This window comes from Saccharopolyspora hattusasensis (assembly GCF_050972075.1).
GTDB lineage: Bacteria > Actinomycetota > Actinomycetes > Mycobacteriales > Pseudonocardiaceae > Saccharopolyspora > Saccharopolyspora hattusasensis.
Map to the genome: position 1 here is coordinate 632,177 of NZ_JBPCDC010000001.1, position 23,654 is coordinate 655,830.

Annotated in this window: 16 protein-coding genes; 6 read left to right on the forward strand and 10 right to left on the reverse strand. The window is 68.7% G+C overall.

Going from position 1 to position 23,654, the window contains the following annotated elements; genetic code table 11:
• The first annotated feature begins 822 nt into the window (after nucleotides 1-822).
• Entirely contained in the window at nucleotides 823-1,575 is a 753-nt protein-coding gene (locus ACRXBZ_RS02980) for an aldo/keto reductase (RefSeq protein WP_433877662.1), read from the forward strand.
• Between the two features lie 211 nt (nucleotides 1,576-1,786).
• Here ACRXBZ_RS02980 and ACRXBZ_RS02985 read toward each other — a convergent pair whose 3' ends face one another.
• The 3 genes from ACRXBZ_RS02985 to ACRXBZ_RS02995 all read right to left on the reverse strand — a co-directional run bounded on the left by ACRXBZ_RS02985 (nucleotide 1,787) and on the right by ACRXBZ_RS02995 (nucleotide 4,427).
• The gene (locus ACRXBZ_RS02985) at nucleotides 1,787-2,563 is read right to left on the reverse strand and encodes a GntR family transcriptional regulator (protein ID WP_433877663.1); all 777 of its coding nucleotides are present in this window, start codon (nucleotides 2,561-2,563) and stop codon (nucleotides 1,787-1,789) included.
• A gap of 17 nt (nucleotides 2,564-2,580) precedes the next feature.
• A complete protein-coding gene (gene trpB / locus ACRXBZ_RS02990) occupies nucleotides 2,581-4,083 on the reverse strand; it encodes a tryptophan synthase subunit beta (RefSeq protein ID WP_433877664.1) in 1,503 nt (500 codons plus the stop codon).
• Nucleotides 4,084-4,157: 74 nt separating this feature from the next.
• A complete protein-coding gene (locus tag ACRXBZ_RS02995) occupies nucleotides 4,158-4,427 on the reverse strand; it encodes a helix-turn-helix domain-containing protein (protein WP_433877665.1) in 270 nt (89 codons plus the stop codon).
• 87 nt (nucleotides 4,428-4,514) lie between these two features.
• Between ACRXBZ_RS02995 and map the strand changes: the two genes are divergently transcribed.
• Nucleotides 4,515-5,339, forward strand: a complete 825-nt coding sequence (gene map, locus ACRXBZ_RS03000; RefSeq protein ID WP_433877666.1) for a type I methionyl aminopeptidase — start codon at nucleotides 4,515-4,517, stop codon at nucleotides 5,337-5,339.
• Between the two features lie 58 nt (nucleotides 5,340-5,397).
• Here map and ACRXBZ_RS03005 read toward each other — a convergent pair whose 3' ends face one another.
• The gene (locus ACRXBZ_RS03005; RefSeq protein ID WP_168589343.1) at nucleotides 5,398-5,598 is read right to left on the reverse strand and encodes a cold-shock protein; all 201 of its coding nucleotides are present in this window, start codon (nucleotides 5,596-5,598) and stop codon (nucleotides 5,398-5,400) included.
• A 674-nt stretch (nucleotides 5,599-6,272) separates the two neighbouring features.
• Between ACRXBZ_RS03005 and ACRXBZ_RS03010 the strand changes: the two genes are divergently transcribed.
• The 3 genes from ACRXBZ_RS03010 (at nucleotide 6,273) to ACRXBZ_RS03020 (ending at nucleotide 10,909) form a co-directional block, all read left to right on the forward strand.
• Nucleotides 6,273-6,797: a hypothetical protein gene (locus ACRXBZ_RS03010; protein ID WP_433877667.1), complete on the forward strand. Its 525-nt coding sequence runs from the start codon at nucleotides 6,273-6,275 to the stop codon at nucleotides 6,795-6,797.
• 6 nt (nucleotides 6,798-6,803) lie between these two features.
• Entirely contained in the window at nucleotides 6,804-9,650 is a 2,847-nt protein-coding gene (locus ACRXBZ_RS03015) for a M48 family metallopeptidase (protein WP_433877668.1), read from the forward strand.
• 428 nt (nucleotides 9,651-10,078) lie between these two features.
• On the forward strand, nucleotides 10,079-10,909 hold the full coding sequence (locus ACRXBZ_RS03020) for a helix-turn-helix transcriptional regulator (RefSeq protein WP_433877669.1): 831 nt from the start codon (nucleotides 10,079-10,081) through the stop codon (nucleotides 10,907-10,909).
• 27 nt (nucleotides 10,910-10,936) lie between these two features.
• On the opposite strand, the gene ACRXBZ_RS03025 is transcribed toward ACRXBZ_RS03020, so the two are convergent.
• A complete protein-coding gene (locus tag ACRXBZ_RS03025) occupies nucleotides 10,937-11,611 on the reverse strand; it encodes a CE1 family esterase (RefSeq protein ID WP_433877670.1) in 675 nt (224 codons plus the stop codon).
• A gap of 508 nt (nucleotides 11,612-12,119) precedes the next feature.
• Between ACRXBZ_RS03025 and ACRXBZ_RS03030 the strand changes: the two genes are divergently transcribed.
• Nucleotides 12,120-13,025 carry an FG-GAP repeat domain-containing protein gene (locus tag ACRXBZ_RS03030; RefSeq protein ID WP_433877671.1) on the forward strand — a complete coding sequence of 302 codons (906 nt, stop codon included), beginning with the start codon at nucleotides 12,120-12,122 and terminating at the stop codon, nucleotides 13,023-13,025.
• A gap of 342 nt (nucleotides 13,026-13,367) precedes the next feature.
• On the opposite strand, the gene aroF is transcribed toward ACRXBZ_RS03030, so the two are convergent.
• The 5 genes from aroF to ACRXBZ_RS03055 form a co-directional block, all read right to left on the reverse strand.
• Nucleotides 13,368-16,484, reverse strand: coding sequence for a 3-deoxy-7-phosphoheptulonate synthase (gene aroF, locus ACRXBZ_RS03035; RefSeq protein ID WP_433877672.1), 3,117 nt, complete (start codon nucleotides 16,482-16,484; stop codon nucleotides 13,368-13,370).
• Nucleotides 16,484-17,419, reverse strand: a complete 936-nt coding sequence (locus ACRXBZ_RS03040; protein ID WP_433877673.1) for a GHMP family kinase ATP-binding protein — start codon at nucleotides 17,417-17,419, stop codon at nucleotides 16,484-16,486. The genes aroF and ACRXBZ_RS03040 overlap by 1 nt, the downstream gene beginning before the upstream one ends.
• Nucleotides 17,416-18,924, reverse strand: coding sequence for an argininosuccinate lyase (locus ACRXBZ_RS03045; RefSeq protein WP_433877674.1), 1,509 nt, complete (start codon nucleotides 18,922-18,924; stop codon nucleotides 17,416-17,418). Before ACRXBZ_RS03045 ends, ACRXBZ_RS03040 begins: the two co-directional genes overlap by 4 nt.
• The gene (locus ACRXBZ_RS03050; RefSeq protein ID WP_433877675.1) at nucleotides 18,921-22,079 is read right to left on the reverse strand and encodes a non-ribosomal peptide synthetase; all 3,159 of its coding nucleotides are present in this window, start codon (nucleotides 22,077-22,079) and stop codon (nucleotides 18,921-18,923) included. Before ACRXBZ_RS03050 ends, ACRXBZ_RS03045 begins: the two co-directional genes overlap by 4 nt.
• Nucleotides 22,080-22,281: 202 nt before the next feature.
• A complete protein-coding gene (locus ACRXBZ_RS03055; RefSeq protein ID WP_433877676.1) occupies nucleotides 22,282-23,517 on the reverse strand; it encodes an MFS transporter in 1,236 nt (411 codons plus the stop codon).
• Nucleotides 23,518-23,654: the final 137 nt, after the last annotated feature.

Here is a 23,654-nt window from a genome sequence, read left to right on the forward strand (position 1 = left end):
CTCCTGCGACTACTACGGGCACTCTGTCGCCGTAGGGCTCGCGCCCCGTAGGCGATCCCACGTTCGTCCTTGAATACGGTTCTAGCGTGACGTAGGCGACCCACTCATCTCCTTGAATGTCCTCATTGGACATCGCTTCGCCTCAGAAGGTTGCAGCAGGTGGATTGACACCCTGCCGCATGAGACGACACCGGTTTCAGGCGTTTTCTTCCGGCGGGCGTTCAGTTGCACCAACTGGAGATTGGGCTTCAGGCAATCCAGCTTTCGCCATATCACGCCGGGTCCCCCAGCGCGCCGCCCCACACGCCTGGGCACGACCGCTGGTTTTCTGGCATGCTATTTTCCCTTGCGCTCTTTCGGGCTCCGGTCAGCCATCAGACCCAGAAATCCACCTCCAATCTCTCCCTGCTGAGCAGGGCATATATCCAAGGCGCCTCGTGGCGCAGCAATCCCCTGAAACCGTAGCGGGTTGACTTGTATTGAATTAGACAAGTCATGGCCTACATCTCATGGCCTACAGCGAGAAACGCGGGAGGCGTTGGCGGGCCAGTACCCGAGACCGGACGGATCCGTCGGGCCCGTTTCCCGGTTCCACACGAAAACGTCGGCCCTTCACTAAGCCCAATACCAAAGCCTCACCCGCAACCACATCATCCGAGACGGCGAGGTGGCCGGGGCAATCCTGACCACGACGACAGCGTCCGGATCATCCACCGGGCGCTCGACGCCGGCACCAACCTGATCGACACCGCGGATGCGTACTCGTAGGGCGAGTCGGAGGAGATCGTCGGCAAGGCGCTGGCGGGGCGGCGGGACAACGTGGTGCTCGCTACCAAGTTCCACCTCCAGATCGGCGAGGAGGTCAACCAATGCGGCAACTCGCGGCGGTGGATCTTCCAGGAGGTGGAGAACAGCCTCCGGCGGCTGCGAACCGACTGGATCGACCTGTACCAAGTGCACCGCCCGGACCCGGACACGGACTTCGACGAGACCCTGGGCGCGCTGTCCGATCTGATGCACCAGGGCAAGATCCGCTACATCGGCACCTCCACGTTCGAACCGTCGGCGATCGTCGAGGGCCAGTGGATCGCCGAGAGGCGTGGCCGAGAGCGCGTGGTGTGCGAGCAACCGCCTTACTCGATCCTTGGGCGAGTAGCCGAACGCGAGGTGCTTCCGGTCGCGCAACGCTACGGACTGGCGGTGATCTCGTGGGGTCCGCTGGCCGGCGGATGGCTTTCCGGTGCGTACCGCAAGGGTGGCCCGCAGCCGGCATCGAGCCGGTCCGGCCTCCAGTCGGCACGGTTCGACATCACGAACCCGGACAACGCGGCCAAACTGGTCGCGGCCGACGCGCTCGCGGCGCTGGCCGCCGAGGCAGGAATCTCCCTGATCCACCTCGCACTGGCTTTCGTGCTGGAACACCCCGCAGTGACCTCAGCGATCATCGGCCCACGCACGTTGGAGCACTTGGAAAGCCAGCTCGGCGCGGACGAGATCCGCCTGTCCTCTGACGTGCTGGACCGGATCGACGAGATCGTCCCACCCAGCACCACACTGTCCACAAAGGATCCCTGATACCAGTCGTCCGCGCTGACCGATGCTTCAGCCCGGCGCCGCGGGACAACCATGGCGAGGCGATGAAGAGTCGTACATTTCCGGGCACGACATTTCCATCGGCGGAGTCCGCGACGACCCGGCAGCCGAACAGACAGCGAACACCGAACTGGTGGCGGAGTTGCGTCGCCACCGGGCCCGATCTGCAGTTCGATCGGAGCCAGGCGCGGGCCTACGCCGACGTTTCCTGCCCGGCACGGGTCCACCGAACGGATACCGCGGACGCGGCACGATCGGTCCGGACCTCAATGAACTCGCCCAGGATCGTCGCGCGGTCGAAGAGCACCGGCTCGTCGCCTGCGGAATAGGTCACCCGGTCGCTGAGGAACACCGGAACGCCGGTCGGCTTTTCCAGGATCTTGCCCAGACGAGCCGAGAGCACGCCGGGGTTGAGGCGTTCGGTAGCCCGTTCCACCACGGCGCCGGTTTCGGCCAAGGCGCCGTAGAGCGAGGTGCTGGTGAAATCGACGTGCGCCAGCGGTCCGGCGACGGCTTCCGGAAGCCAGGACACCTGGTGGATCGCGGGTACACCACCGACTCGACGCAACCGTTCGACCCGCACCGCCGGTGCACCGGCTTCCCGGCCAAGCCGGACCGCCACCCATCCAGGTAGCTTGCGCCTGGTCCGGCTCAGCAAGACGGTATCGATCGGGTGCCCTTGCGCGCGGAGCTCGTCGGACAAGCTTTGCAGCGATCCGATGTTGTAGACGGCTTTCGACGCCGTCACGAAGGTGCCCCGACCGGCCTCCTGGGTCACCAGCCCGCGTTCGGCGAGCACCTGCAGCGCCTGCCGCAAGGTCATCAAAGTGACGCCGTATGCGGCGCTGAGCTCACGCTGCGCTGGCAGCGCCTGGCCGGACTCATACATCCCTGCCTTGATCTTGGCCTCGAGGTCCGCGGCGATCACCGCGTACTTCGGCGTGCGTGGCCCGCGATCACTGCCCAACACCCCGTCCGCTCCTCAGCTCACCCGTCGGCCGTGTCCAGCGCCGCCCGCAGCGACGCAACACTGGCGCCGAGCTGTTCAGGACCGGCACCGTCGAGAACTTTAAGCATCAGCGCCGAGCCGACGACGACGCCGTCCGCATACCGCGCTGCCTTGGCGGCATGGTGCGGGGACGACACCCCGAAACCGGCAAGCACGGGCAGGTCGGTGCGGCGTCGAAGGGACGTGGCGAGCTCCCGTCCGGAACCCGCCAGTTCCAGTCGCTCGCCGGTGGTGCCCATCAGGCTCACGGCGTAGACGAACCCCCAGCTGCGCTCGACGATCACCTGCTGCCGTTGCGGAGGGGTGACCGGCGTCGACTCCATGAGGGTTGGCATGTCCTTGTCACCGCGGCCCGACAGGGTCAGCAGCACGGTCGCGCCTGGGGGAATCTCACCTTGCTCGACCGCGCGGAGCACCCAGGCGACGGCGTGCGCGAACTCGAGCGCGCAGAAAATCCCCTCGGATCCCCCGAGCTTGCGCAGAGCCTTGACGACCTCGTGATCGTCCACCGTCACATAGCGGGCGCGGCCGAGATCGGCGAGGTACGCGTGCTCGGAACCGATGCCCGGATAGTCCAGCCCCGCCGCGATCGAATGCGCCTCGCTGATCTGCCCGTGCGAATCCTGCAGCACCTTCGTCCTGAAGCCGTGCAGCACCCCGGTGGTACCGGCGTTGACCGCGGCACCACCTGCCGCCTCGACCCCGACCAACTGGGCGGGGGTGTCAAGGAAACCGGCGAACGTGCCGGCCGCGTTCGAGCCGCCGCCGATACATGCGACGACGAAGTCCGGCGTGCCCGTACGCAGCTCAGCCGCGCACTGCGTCCGCGCCTCGTCGCCGATCACCCGCTGGAACTCCCGAACCATCCAGGGATACGGATGTGGCCCCATCACCGAGCCGATGCAGTAGTAACTGTCATCCACCGAAGAAACCCAATGCCGCAGGGCCTCGCTGATCGCGTCCTTCAACGTCCGGCTGCCCGTGCTAACCGGCACCACTTCGGCGCCGAGCATGCGCATGCGGAAAACGTTGAGTTCCTGACGCTCGATGTCCCGTTCCCCCATGAACACCGTGGCCGCAAAGCCCAGCCACGCGGCCGCGGTCGCAGTGGCCACCCCGTGCTGTCCCGCCCCGGTCTCGGCGATCAGCCGACGTTTCCCCATCCGCTGTGCGAGCAACGCCTGACCAAGCGCGCTATTGATCTTGTGCGAGCCGGTGTGCAGGAGATCTTCCAGCTTGAGCAGCAATGTGATCCCTAGCTCGGCCGACAGTCGCCAGGCCGGCGTCACCGGGGTCGGCCGCCCCGCATAAACCGACAAAACGCGCTCGAGCCGGCTCCGAAACGACGGATCACCCCATGCCGCGCGAAACTCGCGCTCGACCTCGTCGCAGGCCGGCACCAACGACTCCGGCACGAACCGACCCCCGTACTCGCCGAACCGGCCAAGCCCGCTCGGCGGCCGCGCATAATCGAAGAACACCCGTGAGTGTTTTTGGGTGCTATGGCACCCACAAACGCTCACGGGTGTAGCTCCGTGGACGGGTGGAGCAGCGGCTACAAGACGGCTTCCAGCGGTAGGTCGCTGCCGCGCCAGGTGGCTGCCAACTCCTGCACCGGCAGGTTGAGCGCCTCACCGAGGCAGATGATCGTGCCGAATCCGGGAGAAGGTAGTCGTCCGGTCTCGATCTTGCGCAGGGTTTCCGGCGAGATGCCAGCCGCGTGCGCGACTTCCGCTAGGTCGCGTCCCGCTCGCGCGTGGCGCAGCAGGGCGCCGAGACGCCTGCCTGCTTCGATCTGATCAGGTGTTAGCGGTTGGCGGACCATGCGCCCAGGATATGACTGGTATTACTATACCGGCAAGTGTTAGGGTGCCGGTATAGTAATACCAGCATCCTGTGACGCGAGGTATCCGTGATTGAACTGAAGACGCCTGCGGAGATCCGACGCATGCAGGTGGCCGGGCGTTTCGTCGCCGAAATACTCTCCGAGGTCGGCCAGCTCGCCGACGTGGGCATCAATCTCCTGGACCTGGAGCACCACGTGCGCGGCATGATCAAACGGCGCGGGGCGGAGTCGTGCTACTGGGATTACGCGCCGTCCTTCGGACGCGGCCCGTTCCGCAACGTCATCTGCCTGTCGGTCAACGACGCCGTCCTGCACGGCCTGCCCCACGACTACACGCTGCGTGACGGCGACGTACTCAGCGCGGACCTCGCGGTCAGCCTCGACGGCTGGGTGGCCGATTCGGCGCGCACGGTCGTCGTCGGGACCGCCGCCGAGGAGGACTTGCGGATCATCCGCGCCACCGAGGAAGCGTTGGAGGCGGCGATCGAGATGGCGCGTCCGGGCAACCGCCTGGGCGACATTTCGGCGGCCATCTGGGCGGTAGCCCACGACTACGGTTACCCGGTCAACACCGAGTTCGGCGGCCACGGCCTCGGCCGCACCATGCACGAGGGACCCCACGTTTCGAACAAGGGCCAGGCAGGGCGCGGCCTCACGCTCCGGCCGGGCCTGACCCTCGCGCTCGAACCCTGGTTCGCCCGCACGACCGACCAGATCGTCTATGACGCCGACGGCTGGACCATCCGGTCGGCCGACGGCTCACGCACGGCCCACTCCGAGCACACGGTCGCCATCACCGAGGACGCCCCCTTGGTGCTCACCCGGCGTGAACCGGAGGACGCCGTAACGAGGGGTGATTCCGCCAGTCGCCTATCCACAAAAGACGCCTAGCACAGACACCGGTGGCTCCCAGCCCAGGTCGGACAGGGAGCCACCGGAGAGAGGCAGGTCAGACGCGCACGCTGGCGGCCTGCGGACCCTTAGGGCCCTGGGTGACCTCGTAGGTAACGTGCTGGTCCTCGGACAACTCGCGGAAGCCCGAGGCCTCGATGGCCGAGAAGTGCACGAACACGTCCGGGCCACCGTCGTCGGGGGCGATGAAGCCGAAGCCCTTTTCCGCGTTGAACCACTTCACGGTTCCCTGTGCCATGACGATCTCCTTAGGACCTAGAGCTAGAACCGGCGCGACACCTTGCGTGCCTGCCAGGGCCGGCGGGATTTCAGACGGCTGCTAACTCCAGCTTGACCAAAGAGAGCGGCTCGCCCGCATCGATATCCTGCGAGCGTGCACGAAACACGATCCAGAACTACTGCGACCACAACAGACACTACACCACCATGAGCTTCGTCAACAGGCGGACCGCCCCGGGCGTGTCGCAACTCTAGGCGAGTGGGTCCTCTCCCGATCACCCTCCGCCATGGAGGACGAGGGCTGCGCCGGCATCACTGGCGATTCGGGGCGGAGAAAATATCTATCCGCGTGAAATCGAGGAGTTCCGCTACCCGCAAGGGCATGACCAGCCATACCTATGGACCCGTTAATCCACAGTGGACCTTAGGGTCGCCACTGCGTGGGCTCACCCACGACCTATCGCTCCGGCAGCATGCGGGTTTAACAACCCTGCGATGCCACGTGAGCTGAGGGTCTCGCTCATGGAATGCCACGAACACGGCGATCCGCGGCCTGCAGAGCACGACATCAGCAGGCGTTGAGCCATTGGAGTGGTTTTTCGGCATGGCCCGTCGGCCGTGATCGGGAATCTGGACACTGGTTGGGCACGGTGGATACGACTCGCTGGGAGTGCTATGAGCTCTGGATCAGCCTTGCCAGATAGGCAAACCGATGCTTCGGGCGGGGCCAGGGTGCGCGATGTGGTCCACGATGTGGTGGCCGAGGTCGCATCGGACGAACTGCCTTTGGTGGCCGGACTGGCGCGGTCCGACGACGCCACGGTCGTGAGGCGGTTGAGCCGCTGGGGCCAGCGGCGGGAGCCGTTGGGTTTCGGCTTGGCCGAGATCGCGGCGATGGTGACTCCCGTGGTGTGGCTGGCGGTCGACGAGGTAGCGCAGCGGCTCGCCGGCGCCGCCGTGGACGGCGCGGCGAAGGGCGCAAAGGGCTTGCTGGGCAAGATCTTCCGCCGGAAGAAGACGCCCGCAGTCGTCCCGCCGCTAGCCCCCGAGCAGCTCGCCGAGGTGCGGCAACGGGTACTGGAGCTGGCCGCGCAACGCGGCCTGGAGCCAGAACACGCGATCACGATCGCCGACGCGGTGGTGGCTCGGCTGGCGCTGCCCCGCGGTCCAGCGCAGGGCCCCACCGATCCGGACGCCAGCACCCCGGCCCAGGGCTAACGCCCGATGACCAAGACGACTCATCAACCGCAAACCGACGAGCGGGCGATTGTGGCGGGCACGACCATACGCTTCGTGCTCCTGGTGGCGCTGCTGCTGGTGAGCAGCGGCCGGATGATGCTGGATGTCGCGCTCGGGTTCTACGGCGAAGGCGACATGAGCTGCGTGCTGGCGGCCGGAGGAGATCCCAGCCAGAACTCCAGCCTGTACATCGGCGCCATCGTCCACGCGCCCGCGTTCGAGGCATGCACCGCTAGCTACCAGTCATCGCCGCCGTGGTGGCTGACCCTCGTCGTGTGGCCCACGCTGCTGCTGATCGGTGCGGGCCTGCTGTTCTGGGGCCTGCCGGCCTGGCGGACGCGGCGGGGACGGGTCGTCCCGCTGGAGGCGATCGACCGCGATGGCGCGCTGCATCGGCTGCTGGGCGAGTTGGCGGCGGTGGCGGGCCTGACCCGTGTGCCGCGTGTCGTCGTCGATCCGGCGGCCCCCTCGACCGGTGCGGTGGTGTTCGGCCGCAATGGCCGGCCGACCGTCTGCCTGGACGGTGGTCTGCTCGCCCGCAGGCGCACCGACTTCCCCGGCTTTCGGGCGGTGCTGCTGCACGAGTTGGCCCACATCCGCAATGGCGATGTCACCATCACCTACGTCACTGTCAGCCTGTGGCGGGTGTTCCTGGGTTTGGTGCTGCTGCCTTTCGTGGCCCGCTACATCACGATGTTCGCCCACGAACTGGGATCGACGATCGGCCCCAACGAGGAGCCGGTGGCCACGCGTGGCCTCCTGCTCACGGTATTCCTGGTCGTGCTGGTCTACCTGGCGCGCGCGGATGTGTTGCGCAGCCGGGAGATGTACGCCGACCTGGCGGCCGTGCGATGGGGCGCGGACCCCCGAACCTGGGCCGCCAGGACACCCGACGCAGCCGGAGGCGCACCGCGGCCGGCGTTCGGTTCGTTTGCCGAACTGTGGCGCACCCATCCGCGATGGGATCTGCGCCGGGATGCCCTGACCAATCCGGCGGCACTGTTCGCTGTGCCGGCGTTGCCGATGTTTCTGGCCGGGGCCGCCGCCGCGCTGATCAACGCACATTTGTGGTCCTTGGCCCAGCAGTACGCCCAGAACAACAAGTGGGCCGAGCAGGCGGCGGCGCTGACGGCGGCGGCGCTGGTTTCGGGTGTTGCTGGAATCGCCCTGTGGCGTGCAGTGGCCCATGCCAGGATCACCGCTCGGCGTGCACCATCCGGTGTGCGGGCGGGGCTGTGGCTGGGAGCCGGGATGGCGGCTGCGGAACTGTTCGTCAACCGCGCTGTCCTCTTCGGGTGGCTTCCCGCGCAGCCCGCGGTCCTGGTGCTGGTGGTGCTCGCAGGAGTGGTCTTCGCTTGGTGGACAACACAATGCGCCCAACTGTGGAGCGGAGTGTGGCCGGGGCGTCGGATCTGGACGGCGATGCTGCCGGGCCTGGCAGCCGGATGCGTGGCGTTGTCAGCGTGGTTCGCGTGGTGGCAGGGCGTGGGGGCGATCATCGGGCACGGGTGGCAGGTCAACCCGGACGGCGTCCGCCAACTGTTGATGCAGGGACTGTCGCCGGACCAGGTCGCGGAGCACTACACGGCGTTGTCCGCGATTGCCTTTGGGTGGCCACAACTGCAGACGATCACCTACTTGCCCGTTGTGCTGTCTGCGGTTGCGGTGTTGTGGCTCATGCCGCTGCTGGCCTGGGTGATGCCTCCGGCCCCTGTCTCGCCCCGCTGGGTGCGCGACGCCGTGAGGGCGTCCGGTGGCGTGCCACCGCACGGGGAGGGGTTGCCGCCGCTGCGACGGGCGTTGCTGCCGGGCCTGCTGGGCGGGGTGCTGAGCTGGGCAGTCGTCGTGTGCGTGATGGCGTACATGCACACGTGGCAGCCGCCGCTCGGGCAACGAGACGTCACCACCTTGCTCTACCAGGCATGGGTGTTCTTGGCCCTGTTAGCGGCGGTGGTCACCGCCGCCGTAATCGCGAGCGTGCTGGCGAGTCGCTACCGGCTTCTCATTGCGCTCATCGCGGCCGAGACCGCGGCTTTGGCGGGTTTCGCAGGGGTTTTCGCGCTCGCCGACATGGACGGCTGTGTCCAGCCGCTGAACACACTCCAGTCGTCCTGCGTGGTGAGTCCCGCCTCGATCTGGGTTGGCTTCCAGCACATCCTGGGAGTCATCCTGGTGCTTGGTGCGCTGGTGGCAGTCTTTGCGGCCGCAGCCGTGTCGGTGATCCGCAGAGCGTGGCCGCCAGCGACGCAAGGGCCCCGGGCGGGGCGGGATGGTTTGCTCGCCCGCCGGACTTGCGTAGGCGCGTTGTGCGCAGTGGCGGTGGTGATCACGTTGGCCCAGGAGATACCGCGGGTCTTGAAACGCCCACTGGAACACGCACCGGCCGTGGGAAGAATCGTTCCCGGCGACAACACAGCGGTTTCCGCCCACACGCGTGCGATGCAGGTGATCGCCTGGAGCCGAGTCGGGGGATGGGCACTGATGGACCGCTTTGCCGCCGACGCACGCAGCCTGTCCGAGGTCCTGCGCGAGGCCGCGACCGTCACGAAAGGCGCCATCGATCCGGCCCGCGTTCGCCCCTTCTGCGATGACCTCGCCCAGATCGCGCGAGACGCCGATCGCTTCTTCCCGGTACCCGAGCCGCAGGCGCAATCCCGCTGGCAGGAATTCATCGCGCAGGCGAGGGAGAGCAGCGCGGACTGCGGACAGGCCCTGGACCAGGAAAACGGCCGCCTCTTCCTCGTGGCGGTACGCGAAATGACCGAGGCGGGAGACACCCTCAAGGCGGTGAAGGACCGGATCGGCACGGTGGCGCACGACGGCGGTTTCTAGCGCTTCCCGAGCCGCTCCCCCTGGCAAACGCCGACATCGGGTAATGACCTTGATCGGCAGGTCACCACGCGTGCGCACTGCAAGCGCTGGGGGCCGTAGCTCACTGGGCTCGCCACCGTAGCTTGGTGCCCCGGATCCGAACGGTCTCCATGTGCACCGAAAAGGCCAGGCGACTAAGGATATTCGCTTTCGGCGGGAACGCCACATCCGGAAAACTCAACATCGTGACACCAGACATGGACCGCCTGGGGCGTGACCTCTGTTCAGCGGCCGGGGACGGCCTGACCTCAGACGAGATGGGTGAGGTCATCTCCCGCACCATCGTCGGCCTGGTCGCACACGACTCCCTCCACGTGTGCTGGCGGAACCCGGATACGAACATGGCCTCATTCGGATTCTGGCATCGGCTTACCGCGAAGATCGGCCGAATGCAGATGATCAACCTGTACTCGGGCCAGGAGCCGGCCCATCCTGCCGAGCAGGCACACCGAGGCGTACTGGCGCAGGTGGTGAATGCGCGCGACCGGCTTGCGTACAAGATCCTGCTGGACAACGGGTTCGGCAGCGAGTTGCGTCTGCTCCTGCGGGGCTCCCACGGGTCGTGGGGAACACTCGTGCTGTTCCGGGAACAGGGCGGCAGACCCTTCGAACAATGCGATGTGGACCGCGTCGCGCAGCTTGTCAAACCCCTGGTGGCGGCGTCGCGGAGCTACATCAGGGCAACCCCACTGCGTCCACCGGACCAGGACCTGCCCCCAGGAGTCATCATGGTGGGCGCCGATCACGCGGTACGCGGGATCACTCCTGAGGGGCACGCGTGGCTACGTGAAATACGCCTGCCAGGGTCACTGGCGAAGCCCGAGTGGGCAGCGACAGCTCTCTCGAGCGAGGTGGCGATGGCCAGCCGGAGGTTCGTACGTGACCCAACAACATCGCGCCCGGTGGCCTGTTTGCCCTCGGCATACGCCGGACGTTGGGTCAGCATCCAAGGCCAGCCTCTCAACGCGGATGGCACGGGCGACGTGGCAGTGATCATCCAGGCGGCTGGTGTGGAACTGCTGCCCGCTCTGTCGGCCTGGTACGACATCACTGGCAGAGAACGCACCATCATCGACCAACTCCGCGAGGGCATACCCGCCAAGCAAATCGCCCGACGGCTCGACTTGTCGGTGCACACCGTGAACGATCACCTCAAGTCGATCTACCGGAAAATCAGCATCACCAGCCGCGAGGAGATCATGGCTGTGCTGTCTCGTTGAGGTCGCCTGGTCAAGCACCTCAGCACCTCACGGGAGCCGATTACGCAGGAAGAAGTTCCACATACGGTTGGCGATATCAGTACGGTTGTCGTCCCCGGGCCAGAAGTGAGTGCCCCGATAGACGCGCCACACCACCTGAACGCCCGCACGGCACGGGCCGTACACGGCGGCCTCCACCGGTACACCCGGTTCCGTGGCCGGGGTCGCCGGGCAGTCGTTTCGTCGGAGCCATTCATCGCGATGCGCGACGGCGAGCGGGGGAAGGCTGATGAGGTCACCATCGCTGTGGAACAGACCCACCGCGATCGGGCGATCCGGTACACAGGGGCTGCCGGTGAACGAAGGGGAAACGCCACCGTAGGCGGCAACCGAGGCGAACACCGTGGAGGCGTCGCACGCGAGCCTGGCCGACATGTTGGCGCCGCTGGAGAAGCCCTCCACGTGGATTCGGCGCGGATCGACACACCAGGTTCTGGAGATGTCCTTGACCACCTCACGCAGGTAGGTGACGTCACCGGACCGCTGGGCTGCGTCCCACACCAGTCCTGCCCCTGCCGACGGGTAAGCGACGATGAAGTACCTGGTAGCGGCGGCAGTTGACCAACGAGTCTCCCTCTCGTGCAAGAAGTACGGCTGGAGTGCGCCGTGGAGGCTGAGCAGCAACGGCACCGAAGGTCCGGACAGACCCGGTGGCACGTTCACGTGGTAGGTCCTGCCCGCGGCCTCACGGCTGACGGTTCCCGAGGTTGGGACTAGCGTGCAGCCTGCTCCCCCCGTCGCGGTTGCCGAAGCGGAGGGGGTGCCGGTGATCAGAAGTCCCATGCACATCGAGACGGCGAGCAACCGGGCGGTGAGCCGTCTGGCGACGGTAGCGCGTGACAGTCTTCGGGGGCGGGTAGCTGCGTGCACCCTGTTTCTCCTTGTCGGCGGTGTGATCAGCGGGCGTTACACGGTACTGCGCGGCCTGGCCGCCCACACGGCCGCATGGCCACATCCGCGCGTTACAGGCAACACGTGCTCTTGTCACCCCCCAAAGCTTGGGATTCACGAATTTCCCGCGCCGAACGATCCTCGAAGTTGCGCGCTGGTAGTTGGCTGACGGCCCAATCGACCGACAGACCCTTACCTAGCGCGTCAGGGATCAAGGGCTATGAATAGGCTATGAATACGATCGGGAGAACACATGCGATCTGCTGAGCTGACAAAACCAATGCTAGGCAGGAAAATCGGCGCCGCACTCGCGGCGACTGCGGCAGCACTCGCGTTCACCGCCGCGCCTGCCCAGGCCGCTGCGGGCAACGCGGACCTGCTGTGGCACAACCCGAGGACCGGCGACGTGGGCGCTTGGCTCACCGACGGTCACGGCACGGTGCTCGGGGACAACAGGCTGTCCTGGAAGTGCGGGCCCGACTGCGCCAACCAGTGGCGCGTGGTCGGCGGCGGTGACTTCAACAACGACTTCACCTCCGACGTGCTGTGGCACAACGCCACGACGGGCGAGCTGTCCGCGTGGATCCTGGACGGCAAGGGCACCGTCACGAAGGCGTTGAGCCTCGACTGGAAGTGCGGCCCCGAGTGCGCGAACCAGTGGAAGGCCGTCGCCATCGGCGACTTCAACGCCGACAACAAGTCGGACATCGTGTGGCACAACGCGTCCACCGGCGAGGTGGGCACGTGGCTGCTCGACGGCAAGGGACACGTGACCGGCAACCCGAACCTGTCCTGGCCGTGCGGGCCCGACTGCGCGAACCAGTGGAAGGCCGTCGGTGCCGGTGACTTCAACGAGGACAACCTCGACGACCTGTTGTGGCACAACGCCACCACCGGTGAGGTGTCGGCGTGGCTCACCAACGGCAAGCAGACGGTGACCGGTGACCTGAAGCTGTCCTGGAAGTGCGGGCCCGACTGCGCGAACCAGTGGAAGATCGTCGGTGTCAACGACTTCAACAACGACTTCAAGAACGACGTGGTGTGGCACAACGCCACCACGGGTGAGGTCGCGACGTGGACGTTGAACGGCAACGGCGCCGTGACCGGAGACCCGCGCCTGTCGTGGAAGTGCGGCCCCGGCTGCGCGAACGACTGGAAGGCCGTCGCCACCGGCAACTTCGGCTGACGCCGACGAGCCCGGCGCTTCCCCGGCGACGACTGGGGGAAGCGCCGGGCTCGTACCGGATCAGCCCGGACCGCCGCTGCGTACCGAGCTGCAACGAGCATGCTCTGCTCGGGTTCGACGCGGAGGAGATCCAGCGCCATCTCGTACAACCTGCGGGAGCATCTGGGCGGTCAACCGGTCACGTTGATCTGGGATGGGCTGCCCGCATATCGGTCGGCGGATATGACGGCATGTCCGGCCACCCAGCGGCGGTGAATGTCCGTCCTTAGTGGACAGAATCACGCACCGGCGTTCCACCGCGGACACACACCCCGCGCCCGGCCCCCACCAGGCTCGGCCGGATCAGCGCAGCGCGGCCGACTCGGAGCCGAGTAACTCCTGCGGCAGGCGTCCGGCCAGCGTGGCCCAGTCCCGCATCGCCCCGGCCAGGCCGGCCACCTCCGGCTCGCCGAGCGCCTGCGGGCCGTCGCACAGCGCCGCGGCCGGGTCCGGGTGGACGTCGATCATCACCCCGTCGGCCCCGGCCGCCACGGCCGCGCGGGCCAGTGGCAGCACCAGCTCTCGCCGCCCGGCCGCGTGGGACGGATCGACCACCACCGGCAGGTGGGACCGGGCCTGCGCGACCAGCACCGCCGAGAGGTCCAGCGTGTTGCGGGTGGCGGGTTCGAAGGTGCGGATGCCGCGCTCGCACAGCACGATGCGGGTGTTGCCGCGCAGCGCGATGTACTCCGCAGCCAGCAGCCACTCCTCGACCGTCGCGCTCATGCCTCGCTTCAGCAGCACGGGCTTCCCGCTGTCCCCCACCGCTTCCAGCAGACCGAAGTTCTGCATGTTCCGCGTGCCGACCTGGAGCATGTCCGCCCAGCCGGCGACCAACTCCACGTCTCGGCTATCGACCACCTCGGTGACCACCGGCATCCCTGTCTCGGCACGAACCTCGGCCAGGATGCGCAACGCCTCCGCGCGCAGGCCCCGGAAACCGTACGGCGAGCTGCGCGGTTTGAACGCGCCGGCCCGTAACAGTGAAGCCCCCGCGGCCTTGGCGAGCCGGGCAGCGGCAAAAGTCTGCTCCGGCGTCTCGACCGCGCAGGGTCCGGCTATCAGGGTGAACGTGTCCGGGCCGATGGCGACGCCACCGACCTCCACCACCGAACGGCTCTCGCGCGCCTCTCTGCTCACCAGCGGATACGCCGACGCCACGCGGGCAGACCCCGGCCGCAACCGAAAGCCGATCAGCGCGCGAGCCCGGTCCAGGATCTCGACCAGCTCCCCGCGGTTGGCCGCCGTGGCGATCACATAACCGGCGCGGCCGTACGCGTCGACCGGCGGGGCGACGCGCTGCCCGGGTTTCGCGGTGACCGTCACGGCCCGCACGCCGGGTAGCGCCCTGGTCTGCTCCACGCCGGTCACCTCTTCGAGCACGCCTTCCTCGGGCGGCAGCAGGAACTGGATGCCGGCATAGCCCTCGAACGACTCCGGCAGGTCGATCTCCGCGCCCGCGGCGAAGCGAACCTGGGCCTCCAGCAGGTCGACCCCGGTGCCCAGCCGGAAGAGCTCGGGAATCATTCCCCCGGCCAGGCGCGGGTTGATCTCGACGATGGCGGTGCCGTCCGGGCCGTGCTTGACCTCGGTGTGACTGGGGCCGAACTCCAGCGACACGGCGGAAAGTGCCGCACGGACCGCCGCGGCCATCTCCTCGGCGACCGTGGCGGGCAGATCCGCGGGCACGATGTGCCTGCTCTCCACGAAGTTCGGGCCTGGCGTCACGGTTTTCTCGACGATGCCGAGCAGCCGTTGCTCCTTGCCGGTGCCGAACATCTCCACGCTGTACTCGGGCTGGTCGAGGAACTGCTCGACCAGCGCGGCGCGGCGGGTCGCCTGGCCTCGGCCGTTCTCGGTGACGGCCAAGACCCGGTTCACCTGGGCGATCGCCTCCCCGACGGTGGCGCACAGCAGCACGTTGGTCGAACCCGAGTCGTCCACCGGCTTCACCACACAGGGCAGGCCGACCCCGGCGACCGCTTCCCAAGCGGACGCGGCGTCGGTGACGACGGTGTACACCGGCTGCCGCAGACCGGCCTCGGCCAGCGCGGCCCGGAGCGCGCCTTTGTCACGGCAGCGTCCGACGGCCTCGGCGTCGGCCGCGGGCAGGCCCAGCCCGGCGGCCAGGCGGGCGGCCGTGGCCAGGTAGAACTCGCTAGTCGTGGTCACCGCGGCGATCGGGGCTCGACCGGCCACCCTGCCGACCGCCTGGTTCAGCGCGTCGAAGTCGTTGGTGTCGCAGGTGACCACCGTGGCCCCGGTATCGGCCAGGCCCAGGTACCGCTCGGGCCAGTTGGTCATCAGCACGGCCCGGTAACCGAGCTCCCTGGCCACGCCGAGCGCCCGCATGCCAGTGCCGGTGGTGTTCGACTCGACGAAGACGAACAGCGGTGGGCGGTTGCCGTCGGCGACCCGGTAGGACCAGCTGGACACCGTGGTGCCGGCGCGAACCTGCCGTGGAATTTCCGCGAGCGGCAGCTCGGCGAGGCCGCGTTCGGCCCAGTACCCCTCGTGGTGCACGGTCTCGGCGTACCGGTCACCGCGGTCGGGGAAGATGCCGACGATCCGCGTGCCCGGCGGGGCGGTGGCGGCGAGCCAGGTGAGCACCCGGTACACCGACCCCGAGGTGTTGCCGGTGAACAGCTTCTCCTCGCGAGCCAGCGCCCGGGTGGCATCGAACGCCTCCCGGTCGTTGAGCCAGTGCACCTCGTCGATCAGCGAGTGGTCGAGGTTCGGCGGGTGCAGGCTGTTGCCCAGCCCGCTCTGCAGCCGCTGCGGCCAGTCCGGCTGTCCGAACAGGACACTGCCGACGCAGTCCACCCCGATCACCCGCACGTCGGGCAGCCGCTCCCGCAGCGCGCGCGACGTGCCGCACAGCGACCCGCCGCTGCCCACCGAGCCGACCAGCACGTCGACGCCCCCCAGGTCGGTGACCAGCTCATCAGCCAGCGCGCGGTAGGCGGCGGGATTCTCCGGGTTGGCGTACTGCCGCGGCCAGAAGGCGCCGGGCAGGGTGTTCATCAGCTCGTTCAGCTTGGTCAGCCGGGCGCCCTGCCATCCGTGTTCGTCCATTTCGGACACGATATGCACCTGGCAGCCGAGGCCGGTGAGCTTGGCCAGGGTGATCCGGTCGATACGAGGATCGGTGACGATGTGCACCGAGTGCCCCAGCAGGGTGCCGACCAGCGCCACGCCGAGCGCCATGGTGCCCGATGAGCTTTCAACGATCGGCGCGCCCTCGGCGAGTTCGCCGGACTCGCGGGCGCGCGTGATGATCTGCTTGGCCACCCTGTCCTTCATCGCGAACAGGTTCTGCAACTCCAGCTTGGCATGGATCTCCACGCCGCGGTCCGCTCCGGCCCGCAACCGCACCAGCGGAGTGCCGCCAATGACGTCGATCAGGCTGTGACTCAGCATCAGCGCCGTCCCATTCCCATTCCGTCGAAGCTCAAACACCGGTACACCGCGACGTTTCCCGCGATGGACGAACATGCGCCGGCCGCCGCGGCGACCTGGTCCGGGTAACCGGGCACGGCCGGGTCCAGCAGCACGCCGAGGCTGGTCCCGCTATGCGCGGCGACCACCCCGAGCCCGCCGACGTCCGCGCAGACACCGAGCATCCGCTCCAGCGTGGTCTTGGGCCGCAGGACCTGGTTCATCAGCGCGCTGCGGGTGGCCACCCGGCCCACCTCGGCGAGGTCCCGCCGCCCCACCGCTTCCGCCATCCGCGCCAGCAGTCCGGCGTATTCGCGCCGGTCGGCCGCGGTGAACGGCTTGGGGATGCGGTTGAACTCCACGGTGTCGATCTCGCCGCCCTCGTCCACGCCGACCACGGTCATCGGCGGCAGCGAGCCGAGCACCGAGTGCAGGGCGACCCGGCGGTGGTAGAAGGCGACCACCGCGGGGTAGAGCACGCCGTCGGTGGGCTCGATGCGGGCCAGGAAGTTCTCGATCCGCCGGGGCGGCAGGTTGATGCCGAGTGCGTTGGCCACGGCCCGCGCGGTAGCCACCAGGTCCGCCGAGGAACTGGCCATGCCCTTCCCCTCGGGCAGGCCACTGTCGATGGTGATCTCCCCTCCGATCGGCCGCCCGGCGTCGGCCAGGATCATCCGGGCCAGCCGGAGCGCCTTGGTCTTGCGGCGCGGCCACACCGTCAGCTCGCCGGTGTCCGCGCTGCCCCGGAAGGTCGCCACCGACCAGCGCGCGATCGGCAAGGTGACCAGGAAATCGCCCTCCGGCTCCGGCAGCACCCCTTGCAGCAGTTCACCGAACACTCCGAAGGCGGTGCCGACGCCGGTCACCCCGCGATAGAACGGCCGGGGCCCGGCGAGACTGCCGGTGGCTCCGCTCACGCCCGCGCTCCGGCGGCCTCGGCCAGCACGGCGGCCAGCTCGGCATCGGCGTCGGCGAGCCGGGTGCGCCGCGCGGCCCAGGCCGAAGCCACCTGGTCGAACTCGGCCTCCTGCGTGGCGAGCAGCTCGCGCATCGGCTCGGGCCCGGTCGACCCGGTGGTGCGCTTGGCGGGCAGTGCGGCCGTGACGTCCATGGCTTCGCGCAGCAGGGTTTCCGCGAGCGGTGTCGCATATCCGTGCTCTGCCAGCACTTTTTCCAGCAGGGCCGGCTCGGGCTCGGCGGGAGGCAGCCCCTTCGCCACCGCGGCGACGATGTAGCGGCCGGTGACCACCTGGGCCGTCCGCCACGGCACCCCCGCTCGCAGCGTCAGCTGGTTGGCGAGGGTGAATCCGCCGAAGTACTCCGCCTCGCAGGCACGGGCGAGGCGTTCCTCGTTGAACTTCAGGCGGTCCAGCACGCCGGTGAGCAGGCGCGAGATCGAGGCGAGCGTGTCGAACGCGGCGGGCACCTGGGCACTGGCCTCTTTGGACACCTCCACGGAGTTGCTGTAGGAGGTGGCGCGCTGCGCGGTCGCGATGCCGTGATAGGCCGCGTGCAGATGCGCGGTGCGGCCGCGAATCCTCTCCAGCACAGGGAAGTTCTTCTTCTGCGGCATCGCCGACGAGATGCCCGACCAGTCGTCGGGCAGGTCGAGGTAGCCGTAGCCGGTGCCGCCCCAGGTCATCAGGTCGGTGACAAACCGGCTCAGCGCCACGCCCAGCATGGAGAACTCGGCGCAGGCCTCCAGCGCCCAGTCCCGCTGCGATACCGCGCGCAACGCGTGCCGCTGAACACTCTCGCAGCCCAGCAGCCGGGCCATGCGTTCGCGATCCCAGCCCAGCTCCTGACCGGCCATCGCGCCCGCGCCCATGGGGCAGGCGCTGGCGGTCAGGTAGACCGGCTCCAGCCGCGAGAGCGTGTGGAGCAGTTGCTCGGCCAGCGCGGAGAAGTAGAACGCCGGGCTGACCAGCTGGGCGGCCTGCATGTGCGTGTAGCCGGGCATCATCAGCCCGCCGGTGCGGGCGGCCAGCCGCCCGGCGGCGCGGCCCAACTCGATCAGCAGCTCGGCAGTGTCCAGCAGTCGCGCCCGGCCATACAGCACCTGCGCGGAGGCCTGGAGGTCGTTGCGGCTGCGGTCGACGTGCCAGGCGGGCGGCACCTCGGGCAACCGCTGGCTGATGAAGCGTTCTAGCGAAAACACCAGGTCGCTCATCGCCTCGCGCGCGGACCGCTCCACCGCGTCCGGGGTGGCGCGATCGAGCAGCCCGGAGATCAGCCCCACCTGTTCGCCGGTCAGCAGGCCCATCCTGGCGTACTCGGCGAGCAGCACTTTCTCCAAGCGCACGTAGTGCGGCAGCAGGCAGGCCAGCTCGAACCGGAGCTGCGGTTCCAGGATCTCCGTGCGCAGCAGGCCGTCGGGCCCGGCCGAGATCCGGCCGGTCAGGTTGGTGTGGTCGATGCTCAAACCGGGCTCCTCGTTCGGGACAGGTGTGGGCAGGCGCCGAGCACCACGCCGGCGACTTCGGTGGCTCTGCTGCCCGGAAAGTAGTGGCCGCCCTCGGCGAGCTCGCGCAGGCTCAGTCGGCGGGTCAGCCCGGCCCAGGCGGGCAGGTGACGCGCGGCCTCACTGGTGTGCGGATCGTCGGCGGCGACGACCAACTCCACCGGGGTGCCGACCCGGTGCGCGAGCGGCGAGCGCAGTGCGCCGCGGAAGAACTCACCGGCGCTGCGCACGTCGTGGCGGTAGGCGGCCCCGACGACGCGGGCCCGCTCCGGTTTGAGGCCGTCGACCTCGATGTAGCCGCTGTCCTCCAGCATGGCCGTCACGAGTTCGCGATCACCCAGCACGGTCACCCGGTTGTCCTCGGCCCGCAGCTGGTCCTCGGTGGCGGGCCGGATCGCGCCGAGGAACACGTGGTGCGCCGGTGCGCCCTCGTCCTCCAGCAGCCGGGCCAGTGCCAATGCGGGAGCGGCGCCGGTGCTGTGTCCCCACACCAGCAGGGGCGCGCGCCGGTGATCACGCAGTTCCGTGCGCACCGCCTCGGCAATCGCGTCCACCGTGGCCAGTTCGGCCGGTTCGGCGCCGAGATCATGCCCCGGCGGCTCGACGCCGAGCACCTGGACGCCGGGTGCCCGCAGCTCCCGTGCCAACCGCTGGAAGTTGACCGAGTTCCCGCCCGCGTGCGGGAAGCAGACCAACGTCGCAACGGGATCGGAGTCCACTTCGGACAGAGAGTGGAGCAGGCGCTGGGGCGGGAGCGGACGGCGTTCGTCGATCACCGCGGCGAGCTCGGAGAGCACCGGGTGCGCCAGCACCTGCCGCAGTGACAGCAGCCCGTCCAGTTTAACCAGCAGCCGCACCACCGACAGGGAAGTGCCGCCGAGGCGGAAGAAGTCGTCCGCGTGCCCGATCCGCTCCAACGGCACGTGCAGCACTTCGGCCCAGGCGGTGGCCAGCGCCCGTTCGGTGGGCGTGGCCGGAGCGGCGTACGGCCCGTCGGCGTGCCCAAGCGTGGCCGCCAGCGCGGCCAGTACCGCTTTGTCGGTCTTCCCGTTGGCGTTGAGCGGCAGGCGGTCCAGCCGGTGCACGTAGGTGGGCACCAGCTGGCCGGGCAGTTGCGCGGCCAGCCGCGCGCGCACCTCTCCCCCATCGAGCTCCCCGGAGCCGGTGAAAAACGCCACCAGGATGGCTTCCCGGCCCTCGCCGCTGTCCACCACGACCGCCGCCGAGTCGACTCCGTCGATATCGGCCAGCCCGTGCTCGACCTCGCCGATCTCCACCCGTGCGCCCCGGATGCGGATCTGCTCGTCACGGCGGCCGAGGAACTCCAGCCGCCCGCCAGGCAGCCAGCGGCCGAGGTCCCCGGTGCGGTAGAGCCGTTGTCCCGGCCGGTGCGGGTCGGGCCGGAAGGCCCGCGCGGTCTGCTCCTCGTCACCGAGATACCCGCGGCCCACACAGACCCCGGAGAAGGCGATCTCCCCCGGCGCGCCGAGCGGCAGCAGCGAGAGGTCGTCACCGATCAACGAGACGTCGACGTTGCGCACCGCGCGCCCGAGCGTCACCGGCTCGTCCGGATGCCGCAGCACCGCGTGCGTGGTGTCGTCGGACAACTCGGTGGCGCCGTAGGCGTTGACCAGCGTGATGCCCGGACAGCAGGCGAACCACCGGCGCACCAGATCCGGGCGCAGCACCTCGCCTGTCACCGACATCGCCCGCAGCCGCCCCAGCCCGCCCGGCCGGCTCTCCAGCCGGGCGACCAGCACCTCGAAGTAGGACGGCACAAGCTGCGCGACCCGCACTCCGGAAGCGGCCAGCTCGTCGCGGAAGGCGTCCACGTCCAGCAGCACCTCGGAATCCACGATTCGCGAGCTGCCACCGCACAGCAGCGGCGCGAGTAGCTGCCACAGCGAGATGTCGAAGCACTGGAAGGCCGTCTGCGCCACCACCTCCCCCGGCGTCAGCTCCATGTCGGCGACCTTGGCCAGCAAGTGATTAAGCAGGCCCGCGTGCTCGCACATCACGCCCTTCGGCGTCCCGGTGGAGCCCGAGGTGAAGTAGACGTACGCAAGCGCGTCCGCCGCCACGGCGACCGTGGTGGCGGACGCGCCGGTGCCGAGCAATTCGTCAATGGTGAGCACACAACGCCCGGCACCCACCGTTGCGCCGTCGATGTGCACTCCGGCCAGCACCATCGAGCAGCCGGCCTGGTCCAGCGCCCCGGCGATCCGGCTCGTGGCCGCGCCCGGGTCCACCGGGAGATAGGCGCCACCCGCCCGGAGCACACCGAGCACCGCCGCGGCCCAACCGAGATCCCGCGCCGTAACCACGGCGACGATCTGACCGGTGGCGAGACCGCGGTCCAGTAGGGCGGCAGCCACCTCGGTGGAACGCTCGTCCAGTTCGCGGTAGGTCCAGCTGCGGTCGCGATGTGAAACCGCGATGTCGTCGGGACGTCGGCGGGCCTGCTCCGTGAATAGCTCGGCGAACATCCGCTCGCCCAGCGGCTCGCGCGGCCCAGCGAGATCCCGAAGCTGATGACGAATTTCCTGCTCGCTCAAGAGATCCTCGACGCGGTGCACCGCGTCGAGGTCGTCGGCAAGCAGGCGCAACGCGCTCAGGTGATACCCGGCCATGCGGGTCACCGCCTCGGCATCGAGCAAGTCGGATCGTGAAGTCACCGACAGCGCGCCGTCGGCGAACCGGACACCGAGCACCCCATCGTGCACAACACCGCCGGGAGAAAGATCGAGAACGGATTCGGTTTTCGAGGCCGCGCGCACCTCCACGACGCCCGCCGCCAGCTCCCGCCAGCTCCGGCCGCCGACCTCCGCACGCACCGGTCGGATAGCCGATTCGGTAATCAACCCGGCAACCGGCGCGGGTTCACCGGTGACGGCGGAGAGCACGGCCAGGTGCGCCGCGAGCAGGAAAGAATCGACAGCCCCGTGCCGCGCGGTCGGGGTCGCGTGGAGCCGGTCCAGTAACGCCGCCGGTATCTCCAAGCGGCAGCCGACCGGCGTGGCCGCGCCCGGCGCCGGCCAGCGCGGGACCACCGTGGCGGCACGCCTTGACGGGCCGGTGCTCACCACACGCGCGACGGTCGGATCGGGCGAATTCATCTACACGCAACTCCCGGGCCACCACACGGCCTGAACTCGAAATGGCGAAGAAACCGAAATGGCAGAGGAAACCCGCACTTTCCTGGCTTTCCCGGTCAACATTAGGCAACTCGCGGCACGCACCAGACCGGCTTTGTTGCTACGAACACGGCAATTATTGCGGGCAGGTGGCATTTGTTGCGCGACATGCCGCGCGAGGCGGTCAGCTCGCGACAGCTGAACCGAGCTGCCGCGAAGCGGCGTCCATCTGCCGCCACACCTTGAAGACGAACGGGCACCCGGCGGCGATCACGCACAGGCCGCAGAGCGCGTACGCCGCGCCGTGCGGACCGATCCCGTCGAGCAGCACCCCGGCGGTAACCGAACCGAGTGGCATCGCCGCGCTGCCCACCGCGTGCAGGGCACTGAACACCCTGCCGCGCAACGGTTCCGGCACCCGGTCGTACTTGACCGCGGCGATCACCGGGTTCAGCGCGCCGTTGGCCACCATGCTCAGCGAAACCAGCCCCACCAACAGCACTGGTGGGGGGCCGAGCGCCACCACGAGGTACACCGGAGGACCGGAGAGCAGCCCGCAGACGGCGAAGGTGCGCCAGCGGTGCCGTCCCGTGCCACGGAGCGCGTAGAGCGCGGTGCCGAGTACGCTGCCGCCGCTGGCAGCCCCGATGAGCACCCCTACCAGCGTGCTGTTGTGCCAGACCAGCATGCCGAACGCCGGGAGCAGCACGGAAAGCAGCCCGGTGGTCAGCGCGTTGCTGCTGGCGTTGCTCGCGCCCAGCACTACCAGCAGCCGATCCCGCCGCAGGTAACCCAGTGCCTCCCGCAGCTCCTGCAGGTAACCGGCGGCGCTGGGGCCACCGGACACGGGACGCACCCGCACGAACATGCCGACCAGCACCGCCGCCAGCAGCAGCGCAGCGCCGTCGGCCAGCAGCACGGTGGCCGGGCTGAACAACGCGATCAGCAGGCCGCCGAGCATGGCCCCGAACAGGTCACCCGCCCGTTGCGAAGCCTCCTCCGCGCTGGTGCCACGGGAAACCCGGGTCCCGGTGACAGCCAGCACCGCGGGCAGCAGCACCTGCTTGGCGCTGCGGGACGGGGCCCGGCCCGCGCCGATGCCCAGCGCCAGCACCACAAGCAGCGGGAGCGACACGCCCACCGTGTTGTGCGCCAACGGAATCAGCACCACCGCACCACAGGTGAACAGGTCCGCGACCAAGCTGGCGCGCCGGGCACCGTACCGGTCGACCAGCGTGCCGGCGAGCACCACCGACAGCACCAGTCCGAGCGTCTCGGCGGCGGCCACCAGCCCGGTGCTAACCCCGCTGCCGGTGGTCTGCAGCACGAACCACGGAATGGCGATCAGCGTCATCGTCGATCCCACCGTGGCGATGCCGCCCGCCGCGACCAGCGCGACCAATGGCGTCGTGCGCGTCACCGGCCGACCACCCGGAACGGGGTGGATTCCGGCGGAGATGCGGGACAGTCGTATTCCGGGCTGCTATTGTTGCCGCGCCGTCCGACCGGAAAATCCGCGCGACGGAATTCATCGATCCGAGAACCCGATCCGGAGCG

Excerpts from the sequence above, each read along its gene's own strand:
- ACRXBZ_RS03050 (WP_433877675.1), bottom strand. The coding sequence starts at position 22,079 with ATGAATTCGCCCGATCCGACCGTCGCGCGTGTGGTGAGCACCGGCCCG.
- ACRXBZ_RS03030 (WP_433877671.1), top strand. The coding sequence starts at position 12,120 with ATGCTAGGCAGGAAAATCGGCGCCGCACTCGCGGCGACTGCGGCAGCA.
- ACRXBZ_RS03020 (WP_433877669.1), top strand. The coding sequence starts at position 10,079 with ATGCAGATGATCAACCTGTACTCGGGCCAGGAGCCGGCCCATCCTGCC.
- ACRXBZ_RS03005 (WP_168589343.1), bottom strand. The coding sequence starts at position 5,598 with ATGGCACAGGGAACCGTGAAGTGGTTCAACGCGGAAAAGGGCTTCGGC.
- ACRXBZ_RS02995 (WP_433877665.1), bottom strand. The coding sequence starts at position 4,427 with ATGGTCCGCCAACCGCTAACACCTGATCAGATCGAAGCAGGCAGGCGT.
- ACRXBZ_RS03015 (WP_433877668.1), top strand. The coding sequence starts at position 6,804 with ATGACCAAGACGACTCATCAACCGCAAACCGACGAGCGGGCGATTGTG.
- aroF (WP_433877672.1), bottom strand. The coding sequence starts at position 16,484 with ATGCTGAGTCACAGCCTGATCGACGTCATTGGCGGCACTCCGCTGGTG.